Annotated in this window: 14 protein-coding genes; 9 read left to right on the plus strand and 5 right to left on the minus strand. The window is 68.4% G+C overall.

The features are described 5' to 3' along the window. Positions 1-41 precede the first annotated feature (41 nt). Together AAFN88_RS05135 and AAFN88_RS05140 are read left to right on the plus strand one after the other, a co-directional pair. Positions 42-1,388, plus strand: a complete 1,347-nt coding sequence (locus tag AAFN88_RS05135) for an FAD-binding oxidoreductase (RefSeq protein WP_347518729.1) — start codon at positions 42-44, stop codon at positions 1,386-1,388. Continuing rightward, a complete protein-coding gene (locus AAFN88_RS05140; RefSeq protein WP_347518731.1) occupies positions 1,388-2,002 on the plus strand; it encodes a hypothetical protein in 615 nt (204 codons plus the stop codon). The genes AAFN88_RS05135 and AAFN88_RS05140 overlap by 1 nt, the downstream gene beginning before the upstream one ends. Here the strand turns inward: AAFN88_RS05140 and AAFN88_RS05145 are convergent. Beyond that, positions 1,999-2,985, minus strand: a complete 987-nt coding sequence (locus tag AAFN88_RS05145; protein WP_347518732.1) for a GNAT family N-acetyltransferase — start codon at positions 2,983-2,985, stop codon at positions 1,999-2,001. The two genes, AAFN88_RS05140 and AAFN88_RS05145, sit on opposite strands and share 4 nt — an antisense overlap. A 53-nt stretch (positions 2,986-3,038) precedes the next feature. Here AAFN88_RS05145 and AAFN88_RS05150 point away from each other — a divergent pair, with 53 nt between their 5' ends. Continuing rightward, complete coding sequence (locus tag AAFN88_RS05150; RefSeq protein WP_347518734.1) at positions 3,039-3,269, plus strand: hypothetical protein; 231 nt, start codon at positions 3,039-3,041, stop codon at positions 3,267-3,269. Here the strand turns inward: AAFN88_RS05150 and AAFN88_RS05155 are convergent. Next, positions 3,266-3,487, minus strand: a complete 222-nt coding sequence (locus AAFN88_RS05155) for a hypothetical protein (RefSeq protein WP_347518736.1) — start codon at positions 3,485-3,487, stop codon at positions 3,266-3,268. The two genes, AAFN88_RS05150 and AAFN88_RS05155, sit on opposite strands and share 4 nt — an antisense overlap. 220 nt (positions 3,488-3,707) lie before the next feature. After that, complete coding sequence (locus tag AAFN88_RS05160) at positions 3,708-4,070, minus strand: helix-turn-helix transcriptional regulator (RefSeq protein ID WP_347518738.1); 363 nt, start codon at positions 4,068-4,070, stop codon at positions 3,708-3,710. A gap of 612 nt (positions 4,071-4,682) precedes the next feature. Between AAFN88_RS05160 and AAFN88_RS05165 the strand changes: the two genes are divergently transcribed. The 3 genes from AAFN88_RS05165 (at position 4,683) to AAFN88_RS05175 (ending at position 7,533) form a co-directional block, all read left to right on the plus strand. Continuing rightward, complete coding sequence (locus AAFN88_RS05165) at positions 4,683-5,573, plus strand: nitrilase-related carbon-nitrogen hydrolase (RefSeq protein WP_347518740.1); 891 nt, start codon at positions 4,683-4,685, stop codon at positions 5,571-5,573. 45 nt (positions 5,574-5,618) lie between these two features. Next, a complete protein-coding gene (locus AAFN88_RS05170; protein WP_347518741.1) occupies positions 5,619-6,398 on the plus strand; it encodes a class I SAM-dependent methyltransferase in 780 nt (259 codons plus the stop codon). Positions 6,399-6,501: 103 nt separating this feature from the next. Beyond that, the gene (locus tag AAFN88_RS05175) at positions 6,502-7,533 is read left to right on the plus strand and encodes a GlxA family transcriptional regulator (RefSeq protein WP_347518743.1); all 1,032 of its coding nucleotides are present in this window, start codon (positions 6,502-6,504) and stop codon (positions 7,531-7,533) included. Positions 7,534-7,558: 25 nt separating this feature from the next. On the opposite strand, the gene AAFN88_RS05180 is transcribed toward AAFN88_RS05175, so the two are convergent. Continuing rightward, positions 7,559-8,059: a hypothetical protein gene (locus AAFN88_RS05180; RefSeq protein WP_347518745.1), complete on the minus strand. Its 501-nt coding sequence runs from the start codon at positions 8,057-8,059 to the stop codon at positions 7,559-7,561. Positions 8,060-8,393: 334 nt separating this feature from the next. Between AAFN88_RS05180 and AAFN88_RS05185 the strand changes: the two genes are divergently transcribed. Beyond that, positions 8,394-10,175, plus strand: a complete 1,782-nt coding sequence (locus AAFN88_RS05185; RefSeq protein ID WP_347518747.1) for an EAL domain-containing protein — start codon at positions 8,394-8,396, stop codon at positions 10,173-10,175. Between the two features lie 64 nt (positions 10,176-10,239). On the opposite strand, the gene phaR is transcribed toward AAFN88_RS05185, so the two are convergent. Further along, the gene (phaR, locus tag AAFN88_RS05190; RefSeq protein ID WP_347518749.1) at positions 10,240-10,875 is read right to left on the minus strand and encodes a polyhydroxyalkanoate synthesis repressor PhaR; all 636 of its coding nucleotides are present in this window, start codon (positions 10,873-10,875) and stop codon (positions 10,240-10,242) included. 433 nt (positions 10,876-11,308) lie between these two features. Here phaR and AAFN88_RS05195 point away from each other — a divergent pair, with 433 nt between their 5' ends. Then, entirely contained in the window at positions 11,309-11,800 is a 492-nt protein-coding gene (locus AAFN88_RS05195; protein ID WP_347518750.1) for a hypothetical protein, read from the plus strand. Then, positions 11,736-12,881 (plus strand): alpha/beta fold hydrolase, encoded by a 1,146-nt coding sequence (locus AAFN88_RS05200; RefSeq protein WP_347518752.1) that lies wholly within the window; start codon positions 11,736-11,738, stop codon positions 12,879-12,881. Before AAFN88_RS05195 ends, AAFN88_RS05200 begins: the two co-directional genes overlap by 65 nt. The last annotated feature ends 128 nt before the right edge of the window (positions 12,882-13,009 follow it).

A 13,009-nucleotide genomic window follows, 5' to 3' on the forward strand; every position in this document is an offset into this window, starting at 1 on the left:
GTCGTCGGCCCCCTTGGGGGATCCCTGCAGGAGCCTTTTTCTTGAGCCGTCTCTACCATCCCGCCCTCTATGACCGCAGCGCTCCCGTCGACAGCTACTGGGAGGCCTCGGCCCCGCCGCTGAACCGCGCAACGCCGCCGCTGCGCGATACCGCCACCTGCGAGATCGCGGTCGTCGGCGCCGGCTACACGGGGCTGACCGCCGCTTTGACCCTGGCCGAGCGGCACGGCGCCGGGGTGGCGGTGCTGGAGGCTGGCACGCCGGGCTGGGGCGCCTCCGGGCGCAACGGCGGTTTCTGCTGCCTGGGCGGGGCGAAGCTCGGCTACGCGGTCATGGCCCGGCGCTACGGCCTGGAGGAAACGCGCCGCTTCTTCGCCGTTCAGATGGAGGCCATCGACCTGGTGCGGCAGACCTGCGCCGAGCACGGCATCGAGGCCGACATCACCGGCGGCGGCGAGGTTATCCTGGCGCACCGGGCGAGCCGCGGCGGCGCGGCGCTGCAGGCGGAGCGCGAGGAGCTGCGCGACCTGGTGGGCCTCGACTGCCCGGTGCTGGACAGCGACGCCCTGGCCGCGCGCGGTCTCGCCGGCGCCGGCTTCCACGGTGGGCTGGAGTTGCCGCCGGGCGTCGGCCTGCACCCCTTGAAGTACCTGCGCGGCCTGGCCCGCGCCGCGCTCGATGCCGGGGTGACGGTCTACGGCCGCTCGCCGGTGACGGCGCTGCAGCGCGACGGGCAGGATCATATCCTGGTCACGCCTTCGGGGCGCATGCGGGCGCGCAAGGTCATCTTCGCCACCAACGGCTATACCGAAGACGACATTCTGCGGCCCCTGGCCGGCCAGCTCATGCCGGCGCTCTCCAGCATCATGGTGACGCGGCCCTTGAGCGAGTCGGAGCAAAGGGCGCAGGGCTGGACCTCCACGGTGATGTGCGCCGACAGCCGCCGCCTGCTGCACTACTTCCGCCTGCTGCCCGACGGCCGCTTCCTCTGGGGCGGGCGCGGCGGCATCTCCGGCTCGCCGGCGGCGGCGGCGCGCTCTGAGGCCCGCCTGCGCCGCAGCTTCGAGCATCACTATCCGGCCTGGCGTCACGTGGAGACGGAGTACTTCTGGCGCGGCCTGGTCTGCCTGACCAAGCCCCTGGTGCCCTTCGTCGGCAGGCTGGAAGGCGAGGGGCTCTATGCCGCGCTGGCCTACCACGGCAACGGCGTCTCCTTCACCGCCTGGGCCGGGCGCGCCGTCGCGGCCCAGGTGGCCGGCGTGCAGGGCGCCGAGGCCCTGCCGGCGGTGCTGCGCGCGCCGCTGCCGCGCTTTCCATTGCCCTTTCTGCGCAAGACCTATCTGACCGGCGCCTACGCGGTCTACGGCGCGCAGGACGCGCTGACCTGATGCGCGCGGCGGCGCTCCTGCTCGGCCTTCTCTGCTGGGCGGCGCCGGCCGCAGCTCTGGAGGATCTGCCGGGCTGGGATACGACGCGCTGGGGCATGACCGGCGAGGAGTTGCGCGCGGTGCTGGGCGAACGGGCGGCGGAGCTGCCGGGGCGCTGGGTCTACGGCGGCGCCTACGCCGAGCTGGCGGTGGAAGAGGTCGAGATCGGCGGCCTCGTCTTCACCGCCTATCTGCAGATGAACGACCGGACGGAGCGCCTGCAGCAGGTGCTGCTGGAACGCCGCCGCACGGGGGCGGTGCCTGCGGCCTTTGAACAGGTCGTCGACGCCCTGACCGAACGCTACGGTCCGCCGTCTGGCGATTGCCCCCAGGCCAAGACCGGCGGGCAGCCGCTGGACTACGAAGTTACCTGGCGTTTCCCCACCACCATCCTGCACGCCAAGTTCCTCGACTTCTCCACCACCGCGGTCTTCTCGCGCGATCCCGAAGCGGAGCTGGACCCGCTGGTCGTCGAGCGCAAGGTGCGCCGCAACCTCAGGCGCTTCCTGCCCAGGCGCATCCTGCTGCGCTTTCACAGCGCCGGACGGACGGACCTCGATCCGGGCTGCTCTTAAAGGTAGCTCCCCGTCAGGGTGAAGACTTCGCCGCCCAGGCCGAGCTTGAAGCGGGCGAGGCCGCGCTGGCTTTCGGTGTTGAGGCCGCCCAGGTCGAGCCACTGGATACCGTCTCGCTGCAGCGTCTCGATGCCGCGCCACAGCAGCAGATTGTGCGCCTGTCCCGCGCGCCCGGCATCGCTGGTCCAGGAGGCCATGTAGGTGGCGCTGGTGCCGTGGCGCAGCAGGATGACGCCGGCCACCAGCTTGCCGCCCTGGCGCGCGGAGAGGGAGAGCAGGGCCTTGCCGTCGGCGGCGTCGATGGCGGCGATGAAGTTTCCCGGAGGGCCGACGAAGCGCTTCTTGCGGCGGAAGGTGTCGTAGAGCAGCAGCGCCGCCTGCTTCTGCCGCGCCTTGTCGTCGAGGGAGATGTCCAGGCCCTCGCGTTCGGCCTTGCGCAGGGCGGCGCGCCACTTGCCGTGCAGGCCGGCCAACAGGGCCTGCGGGCTCTGGCGCAGGTCGAGCCAGGCCGAGGCATAGCCGGTGACCACGCGGCGAAAGCCGAGGGCGTTCAGGACGGCTTGGCTGCGTGGGTCGTCGGGCAGTTCCGGCAGCCAGGACAGGAAGTCGAGGCGCCGGCCGCGGTAGCGCCGGGCGACGGCGGCGCAGACCGCGGCGCTGCGCGGGTCGGCCAGCGGGTCGATCAGCCACAGCGGGCCGCGCAGGATGCGGGTGACGCCGATGCCCCAGTAGGTCTTGCGGTAGGCCTGCACCAGGGCGAGCGGCGTCCCGGAGCCTGCGTCCCGCTCCGCGTGGGCTCCGGGGGCGGCGATGACGTGGCGCTCCATGGCGTAGCCGTGCCGGGCGGTCACCGCCTCGCCATAGGCCCAGGACTGTTCCAGGCTGCTCCTGCCGGTCTGGCGGAAAACATCCTCCCAGGCATCCCGCGCCAAAGGCCGCCAGATCAGGTCGTCGCCGATATCGTCCAGGGAGGGTGCCAGCATGGGCGGCAGTTTCCCGGTTTTCCGATGCCGCGGCAACGGCTAGTCTCGGCCGCATGACACGAGACAGCCGGGAAGACGACAGCCGCGCCGGGGGCGACGACGACGCGGCCGTGCTGGGCCACGTCATTCCCCGGCGCCGCTTCACGCGCTGGGCCGCCTTCTACTTCCTGCTCTACGTCTGCCTGCCGGTATTGGCGCTGGGCTTGGCCGTCGATGTCCTGCTTTATGCCGTCTTCACCGGCCTCTTCGGGCATTGCTATGCCCTGCTCTGCCTGTTCGGCTAAGCCTTGGAGCCGGCGGTTTCCAGGGCGCGGCGTCCGGCGGCGGTCAGGGAGACGGAAAGGACACCCGGGCTCACCTCTTTCCAGGTGATCCAGTGATTGTGACGGCACTCCTGCATGGTGCGCCAGAGGATGGTGCCCTCGGCCGACTCCAATACGGCGATCTCGCCGGACATGCGGAGCAGTTCAAGGACAAGCTGCTGTTGGGGAAGGAGGGGCACGTCGAATAGGTTTCCTGCAACGTTGTCTGGGCGGACCGCCGTAGTGGCGACGGTAACCGCCCCGGGCATGCGCGCAGGTTACCTGCTTTGCGGGCGCCCGACGAGAGGGATGGGGAAGAGGGCGGTCTTTTCCGGCCGGCCTCTCTCCTCCGCCTGGTGCCGGAGCGGGCCGGCACTCAGGACCGTGGCGTCGGTCGCCCGCCTGCGGGCTAACGCCGGATCAGTGCTGTACCCCGTCGGCCAGAACGCGGCAAAGCTGGCTCACCGCCTCCTGGTGACGGTCATTGCTGATCCGTGTGAAGTTGCGGGCCAGATCGAGGCACATGCGCTGGCGCTCGTTCAGCCGGCTGTCTTCGCTGTTAAGCCCTTCGTAAAAGAAGCCGATGTCCACGCCGAGAACCTTGGCGATCTCGAACAGCCGGCCCGCGGACACGCGGTTGATCCCACGCTCGTACTTGTGGGCCTGCTGATAGGTCACCCCGATCATCTCCGCGAGCTGCTGCTGGGTGAGGCCCAGCATGGTGCGGCGCTCACGAATGCGCTGACCGACATACTTCTCGATGCTCTGGATATTTGCAGACACAGTTTCCACGAGATTCCACCGTTGCAGTTGAGGATTAACCCCAAATTTCATCAACAAGATTAATCATAATGATGCTTAACATAATCACTTCATCAGGTAAATAAGGCAAGGGGTTTTTCGCCAGGATCGTGAGAGCATCTCATCAAGATGCCGGCCTTCGGTGGACCCGGTGTCGAAAGGGCGTCTTCGGAGGATTAGATAACATAGTTCAAAAACAATTGGATAGCGCTCTCTTCGTGAGGGTGGAAGGCGTCTTGTCCGCCGCCATGGCGAAGTGCCGCCTTGTCACTTGAACCTATTCCGCGAGGCAGAGGCTTCAACCCAGGGCCGCACGATTTCCCCAAATGATTGAGCAACGGGCCCGGCTGGGGCGGGCCCCGGGCGGCCGGCCAGGCTGCGCCGCGCATTGCCGCTTTACGTTTATTAGGTGGGGCCGCTGCGGCTCGCCGCCAGGGACAATTTCGGGGCCAAACCCTGATCTCCACGTGGTTTTTGGTTCCCTGCGACAGCCAAGGTCGCCTGCGCGCGGGACAGTCCCCGCCCGTCCCGGCTGACTGGCCCGGGTTGTCCCCGGCCCCGGCGCCGCGGACCGAGGGAGGGAAGGAAGGCGATTTGGACAAGACCATCCAGGCGGACCGCAAGCTGCGCCTCGCCGTCGCGCAGATCGAGGCCGGTCACGGCGATATCGAGGCCAATCTGCGCAAGCACCTCGATGTGATCGACGCCGCCCGCGCCGCCGGGGCGGAGGCGCTGCTGTTTCCGGAACTCTCGCTCACCGGCTACTGCGTCGGCGAGCAGAGCCTGGAGCTGGCGATCGCCCGGGACCACGAGTTCATCCAGCGCCTCGGCGCGGCCAGCGGCGATATGTGGACCCTCGTCGGTTTCATCGAGGAAGGCGTGGCCGCGCAGATCCACAACTCCCTGGCGGTGCTGCACCGGGGCTGCGTCAGCTTCCTGCACCGCAAGCTGAACCTCGCCACCTTCGGCAAGCTGGAGGAGGGAAAGCACTTCGCCGGGGGACGCTATCTGGAGACCTTCGATCTGGGGCCCCGCTGGCGCGCCGCCAGCCTGATCTGCGCCGACTGCTGGAACCCGGCGCTGGTGCACCTGGCGGCGGTGCAGGGCGCGACGCTGCTGCTGCTGCCGGTGGCCTCGGCCCGCGACGTCGTGGGCGGCGAGTTCGACAATCCTCTCGGCTGGCAGCGGGTGCTGGATTTCTACGCCATGGTCTATGGCATGCCGCTGGCCATGGCCAACTTCGCCGGCCTGCAGAACGGCGCCGCCTTCTGGGGCGGCAGCCGCATCCTCGATCCTTTCGGCAAGTGCCTGGCCCAGGCCGGTGACAAGGAAGCCTTGATCCATGCCGAGCTGGACTTCCAGACCGTGCTGGCGGCGCGCTATCACCTGCCGACGCTGCGCGATTCCAATCTGGATCTCGTCTACCGCGAACTTGGACGCCTGACCTGGCAGGTGGGCGTCCCGCCGGAAAGCCGCCGCGTGTAGCAACCCTCCGTGATTCTTCACAGATGCCTGTGGTAACTTGCCGGGATGCTGCTGCGACTGGACAAAGAGGTGAAAGCCATCGCCGCCGAGGGGTTCTCCGCGGCCGAGGTCTATCGCCGCGAGGACCTGCACCGCCGGCGGCCGTCGCGCCCGGTGGCGCCGGGGATGCTGCATTGCCCGGTCTGCGGGCGCAGCGCCGCCGCGTTCCTGCCTTTCGGGCTCGGGCGGCGGCGCAATGCCTTCTGCCCGACCTGCGGTTCGCTGGAGCGCCACCGCTTCCTCTGGCTTTACCTCACGGGCTACACGCGGCTGCTGCGCCAGGTGGCGCGGGTGCTGCACACGGCGCCGGAACCCTGCCTGGAGCCGCGGCTGCGCGCGCTGCCCAATCTGCGCTATCAAAGCGTGGATCTCTTCGACCCGGCGGCAGACGTGCAGGCCGATCTCTGCGATCTGCCTTTCGACGCGGGACACTTCGACCTGCTGCTCAGCAGCCACGTGCTGGAACATCTGCCGGACGACGGCCCGGCGCTTGCCGAACTGGCGCGGGTGCTGCGCCCCGGCGGGCGGGCCATCGTCATGGTGCCCTACGATGCGGAGCTGCCGGTGACCGAGGAGGGCGGACAGGTGACCTGCCCGGCCGAGCGCATGGCCCGCTTCGGCCATCCCTATCACTATCGGAACTACGGCGGCGACTTTCCGGCCCGCCTGGCGGCGGCCGGCTTCGAGGTCACTCCGGTCCGCGTGAAGCGGCTGTTGACGCCGCAGCGGCGGCGCTTCTACCGGCTGAACGACAACGTTCTCTTCGATTGCCGGCGGCTTTCATGACCGCGCCACCGGATAAGCTGTGGTCCGGCAGGATCGGCGAGGCGGGCGTTTCCGGGGCGCCGGCAGCGGGCCGGCCGGGGAAAGGAGTGCCGGAGTGGACGTGATGGCGACAGGAAGGAATGGCGGCGCGGCGCGCCAGAGCTTCGCTTTCCTGCTGCTGCCGCAGTTCTCCATGCTGGCCTTCAGCTCCGCGGTGGAGCCGCTGCGCGCGGCCAACCGGCTGTCCGGCGAGGCGCTCTACGACTGGCGCATCCTCACCGCCGATGGCCGTCCGATCCACTCTTCCAGCCGCATGCATCTGCTGCCGGATGGCGGGCTGGACGACATCGGGCGGCCCGATTTCCTCATCGTCGTCGCCGGCCTGGAGGTGCAGAGACTGCGCGAGCCCGGCGTCATCGCCGCCCTGCGCCGTCTGGCCCGCAGCGGCTGCCGCCTGGGGGCGCTGTCGACGGGCAGCTACCTCCTGGCCTGGGCCGGCCTGCTGGAGGGCTTCCGCTGCACCGTGCACTGGGAGAACCTGGACGCCTTCCGCGAGGACTTTCCGGACCTGGACGTCACCGGCGAGCTCTTCGAGGTCGACGGCGCGCGGCTGACCTGCTCGGGCGGCACCGCTTCCATGGACATGATCCTCAGCCTCGTCGCGGAAACCCACGGCCGCGACCTGGCGGCCCAGGTGGCGGAGCAATTCATCCATGAACGCATCCGCGATACCCACGACCATCAGCGCATGAGCCTGCAGGGGCGTCTCGGCATCAGCCATCCCAAGCTGCTGCAGGTCGTCTCCTTGATGGAAGACCATCTGGAGGATCCCTTGGCACGGGCCGAGCTGGCGCGCCTGGCCGGGCTTTCCACGCGCCAGTTGGAGCGGCTCTTCCGCCGCTACCTGGGGCGCACGCCGACCCGCTATTACCTGGAGCTGCGCCTGCACCGCGCCCGCGCCTTGCTGACTCAGACGGCGATGTCGATCCTCAACGTGGCGCTGGCCTGCGGTTTCGTCTCGGCCTCGCACTTCTCTAAATGCTATCGCGAGTTCTTCAACAAGATGCCGCGCGAGGAGCGCCGGCAGGCGGAGAGGGGCGCGCCGCAGCCGGGCGCGCCGCAGCCGCAAAGCGCCCGCCTGCCCAAGGGCGGCTGACTCTCTTCAGCAAGATGGTCGGGGATTAGACGGCCAGGCGTACGAAGGTCGCGTCGTCGGGCAGGATCTCCGGCTCGCCGCCGGCCTTGCGGTAGACGTCGCTGCCCAGCTGCGCGGCATCGCGGTGCCCGCTGAGGCTGGTTTGGGGGGTGGCGGCCTGGGGCCGTCCGGCCGTGGCTTGCTGGCCCAGCACCTGCACCATGAAGGGCATCGAGCTGAGGCGTGAGAAGCCGATCAGCCGCCCGTTGGCGGCCTCGCCGCGCGCCGGGATCGCGTCCTGCCGGCCGCGGCCGACGCGCTCGTCGCCGGTCCGGCCGTGATCGGCGGCGCGCTCGTTGCCGAGTTGGCGGCGCGCCTGGCGCTCGTCGATGGTGGGCTGCTGGATCTCCGGCCGGTTGTGGCGCGTGGCCTTGACCGGGACCACCGGCTGGACCCGCGGTTCACCCTGGCCCGGCAGGGCGACAGCCGCCGTGCCCGGCAAGGTGCCGGGGGCTGGAAGAAGCTGTAGCCTTGGAACAGCGGTCATGCCAGGGGTTTCCCAGGAGGCTCCACGAGGTTCTATCCCTACTGCCTACAATAAATGCAGGTTGTGAGAAATTTATCAAGCATTGAATCTATCATGGTTTAAAAATTAACCAATTATATTCACCATATTTTCTGTGAGTTTCTGTCAAATTACTGATTTCATCAAATATTCACTATAGATGTTGTTTCAGGACCGGGGTTCCTTAGGTGGTATTTCACCGTTCCTTAAGGGTCGCCTGCCAAATTCGTTTAGTTCCGGGCATCAAGAGACGCCCAGGTCGGCTGGAACCCCGGCTTCGTGCCAGGGTTCGACTTCAGGTAGGAGACCGCAAGCCGTGACCAAGTCCCGCGTCAACACCTCCCCTGTCGATGGAGTGAGCGTCGGCAAACCAGGGATGAGGGAAGATTGCCTTCAGGCGCTGGCGCGCCTGGAGACGGCGATCCATGCCTCGGGCGACGTGGTCTACGAGTGGGATCTGGCGACCGACGAGATCGTCTTCAGCGGCGACATCACCTCGCTTTTCGACGCCGAGGGCAAAACCATGCCGCGCAGCGGCGAGGAGATGCAGGCACGAATCAATCCCGAGGACGTGCCGCGCCGCCGCCGCGCCCTTGCCGACCACTTTGCCGGCACCTGCGACTACGACTGCGAGTTCCGCCTGCGCATCCGCCAGGGCGAATTCCAATGGCTGCACGACCGCGGCGCCGTGGAGTACTCGCCGGCCGGCACGCCGGCGCGCATGTCCGGCGTCATCCGCCTGGTCACCCTGCGCAAGCAGCAGGAAGAGCGCCTGGAATATCTCGCAAACTTCGACGACCTGACCGGCCACTTCAACAAGGTGCGCCTGCGCGAGGCGCTGGAGCATGCCCTGGCGCAGTCCACGCGCTTCGGCCAGTCCGGGGTCTACATGGTGATCGGCGTCGATCACCTGGATCGCATCAACACCGGCTACGGCTACGAAACCGGCAACGCGGTGCTGGTGGAGCTGGGCCGCCGCCTCGACAACCGGTTGCGCGCCGCCGACGTCATCGGCCGGCCCGGGGGCGACTTCTTCGGCGCCATCCTCAGCGCCTGCACCGAAGAGACCGCGCAGATCGCCGCCGAGCGCGTGCTGCAGTCGATGCGCGACGACCCCATCACCGTCGGCGCCGACCAGGTGCACGTGACGGTCTCCATCGGCGCCGTGTTCTTCCCCGCCGAATCGAAGACCGCGGTCGACGCCATGACCAAGGCGGAAAGCGCCATGCAGCAGGCCAAGGCCGCGGGCCGCGACTGCCTGCGCTTCTTCGCCCTCTCCGAGGAGCAGCGCCAGGGCTATCGCGCCAGCATGGATATCGGCGAAGAGGTTCAGCTGGCGCTGAAGGAAGACCGTATCGTCCTGGCCCACCAGCCGGTGGTCGACGCGGGCACGCACCGGGTCAGCTACTACGAATGCCTGGTGCGTATGTACGACCGCGAGGGCAAGCTGGTGCCGGCAGCACAGTTCGTGCCCGCCATCGAGCAGCTCGGCCTCATGCGCTCCATCGACAACAGGGTGCGCGATCTGGCGATCCGGGAACTGGAGCGCAATCCGCAGGTCTCCCTGGCGATCAACATCTCGGGCCTCACCGCCACCGAGCGCTCCTGGTTCCGCGGCCTGGTCGCGCGCCTCAAGGAGCGCCGCGACATCGCCAAGCGGCTCATCGTCGAGATCACCGAGACCGCGGCTCTGCAGGACATCGACGAGACCTCGCGTTTCGTCTCGGCGCTGCGTGCCCTCGGCTGCAAGGTGGCGCTCGACGATTTCGGCTCGGGCTTCACGACCTTCCATCATCTGAAGGCCCTGACGGTCGACGTGGTGAAGATCGACGGCTCCTTCGTCCGCGACATCACCTCGGACACCGAAAACCAGATCTTCATTCACAACCTCATGGCCCTGGCGCGGGCGCTGGGTGTGTCCACCGTCGCCGAGTGCGTGGAAACGCGCGCGGACGCCGACTATCTGGCCAAGTCCGGGATCGACCTGCTGCAGGGCTACTACTTCGGGCGCCCCGAGATCGACGGCCATCTGCGCGGCGCGGTGCAGCCGGCCGCTCTGCTGGCGGCGGCGACCCTGGGGGCCGTTGGCAGCGACTGAAGCGGCCCCGCTCCGGCCAACGCCGGGGCATTCTCCGCCGGTCGGACTCCGTCTACTTTGCCCGTCAGGGCTTGTCTTTGTTGAGGGTGTCGATCTGCTTTTGCAGCTGGTCGATCTGCGCCTTCAGGGCGTCCAGGGATTCCTTGGCCTGGCCGCCGGCGGGGCCCGCGCCGCCGGCCGAGGCGGCGGCGTTGCCTTCGCCCTCCTTGCCTTCGGTGGCCCCGAAGGGGGAGAACATGCGCATGGCGCTTTCGAAGAGCGCCATGTTCTGCTTGCTCATTTCCTCCAGATTGCTGAAGGGGAACATGCCGCCGAAGGTTTCCTGCATCGACTGGCGCATGCGGTCCTGGTTCTGGGCGAAGGCACCCATCATGTGCTCCAGGTATTGCGGCACCATCCACTGCATGGAATCGCCGTAGAAGGAGATGAGCTGGCGCAGGAAGTTGATGGGCAGCAGGTTCTGCCCCTTCGATTCCTCCTCGACGATGATCTGCGTCAACACCGAGCGCGTGATGTCCTCGCCGGACTTGGCGTCGTAGACGACGAAGTCGACGTCGTCCTGCACCATCTGGCAGAGATGGTCCAGCGTGACGTAGCTGCTGGTCGCCGTGTTGTAGAGGCGGCGGTTCGCGTACTTCTTGATGGTGATCGGCCCGCTGCCGTCACCCTGCTTCTTGCCGTTCTTTTCGGTGCCAGCCAAGTTCCAATGCCTTTCCCGTCCTTCGCAGCTTGCTTTCACCTTCCGGCTTCCCGGAGCGGCGCCCTGCAGCGAGCTCTGCGAATGCGTGTTCCCTTGCGGTATCGGTCTCCGGCAACCTTTGGCAGGCCTATTCCGGGCCGTTGGTTCCTAGTGCCGGCTGCAAGGGCCTGTGGTCGTCGCCGTCTCGGCCCGCCAGGGGCTCCGGAATCGCCGGAAATCATTACCGCACGTGCTAAGGGGATATTGCTGCGCCGCGTCACGCACTGTCAACGTCTAGTCTCGAAGGCCCCGCCAAGGCGCCATTTGGACGGTTTTCCGGACCATTTCGCCCGCCGGGAGCGCCGGCCCGCTGGTCAGGGCGCGTCGCCGGCCGCTATACTTCGCCGGGAAAACAGGGGCGCAGGCCCCGGGAAGAGGACGCCGGGAAGCGACTATGGCGAAGGACGAGCAGGCAGGTTCGCCGGAGGATCTGGAAGAGTTGGCGCGGCGCTACGTCGACCTCTGGCAGGACCAGATGACCGCCCTGGCCGCCGATCCGGAGTTCGCGGAATCCCTGCAGAAGGTCATGGCCGCCATGGGAGTGGCCGCCAGCGGCCTGCCGGCCATGTGGTCGGCCTGGCCCGCCGCCATGTCGACACTGATGAGCGCCGCCCAGCCCGCGACCCAAACGGGCAGGACGAACCCGCAGGAACCAAAGACAGATGAAAAGCCAGCAGGCGCAAAGCACGACGGGAGCGGGCAAGCCTCGGGACCAAGGGCCGCCGAGGCTGGGGCCGAGGCCGCTGCCGCTGCATCTCATGGCGGCGGGGCTGACCTGGGCCTCCTCGAGGAGCGCCTTGCCGCTCTGGAGCAGCGGATCCGTGACCTGGAAGGGGGATCTGGCCGGGCGCGCGGAGGCACTAAGGCAAAGTCTCGACGGGCGTGACCCTGCCGCCGTCGCGGCGGCGGTGGAGCGCGAGGTGACGGGGCGCATGGCGGCGCTGGCCGCCGGGCTGGAGGCCTATCGTCACCATCCCTATCGCCGCGACCTCGCCGATCCGCCGGTGCTGTGGCAGGAGGGCGCCTGCCGCCTGCTGGATTACGGCGCCCTGCCGGAAGCGGAGGGCGCCGGGGCTGGGGCGGACGGCCCGGCGGTTCTGGTGGTGCCCTCGCTGATCAACCGGGCCTACGTGCTGGATATCACCGCCGAGCGTTCCTTCCTGCGCTGGCTGGCCCGCCGGGGGGTGCGCCCCTTGCTGATGGACTGGGGCCGTCCCGGCGCCGAGGAGCGCGGCTTCACCCTGACCGACTACGTCGCCGGGCGGCTGGAGCGCGCCCTCGACGCGCTGCGCGCCGACGCGCAAGACAGGCCGCCGCTGGTCATGGGCTATTGCATGGGCGGGCTGCTGGCGCTGGGCCTGGCGCTGCGCCGCCAGCCCGATCTCGCCGGCCTGGTGCTGCTGGCGACGCCCTGGGATTTCCATGCCGAGAACGCGCCGCACAGCCGCATGGCCGCCGCCGCCTTGCCGCTGGTCGCGCCCTTGCTGGAGGTCGCGGGGGAGATGCCGGTAGATTTGCTGCAGACCCTGTTCGCCAGCCTGGACCCGCATCTCGTGGTGCGCAAGTTCCTGGCCTTCGGACGGCTGGACCCGGACAGCCCCAAGGCGCGTGACTTCGTCGCCCTGGAAGACTGGCTCAACGACGGCGTGCCGCTGGCCGCGCCCGTGGCGCGCGAGTGCCTGGGCCAGTGGTACGGCGAGAACGCGACCGCCGCCGGGCGCTGGCGGCTTGCCGGTTCCGTGGTCGATCCCAAGCGGCTCGAGCTGCCGACGCTCTGCGTCATCCCGGCCCAGGACCGTATCGTCCCGCCCGCCTCCGCCGCGGCGCTGGCCGAGGTCATTCCCGGCGTCGAGCGGCTCTGTCCGGAGGCGGGCCACATCGGCATGGTGGTGGGCGCGCGGGCCGAGAAGGAGGTGTGGCGGCCGCTGCTGACCTGGATCAAGGCGCGGGCCGCGCGCGCAGGCTAATCCGTCGTTGAATTCTTTGTCATCTAACAGTCTCCAGGCGCGGCTTGCACCGGCCGGTCGTCTGTTCTTATATCGGTGTTGAGAGCGATACATGAACGTGCGGACTGCCGCCGGGCGGCGGTGCGCGC

The organism is Pelagibius sp. CAU 1746 (assembly GCF_039839785.1).
Taxonomy (GTDB): domain Bacteria; phylum Pseudomonadota; class Alphaproteobacteria; order Kiloniellales; family Kiloniellaceae; genus Pelagibius.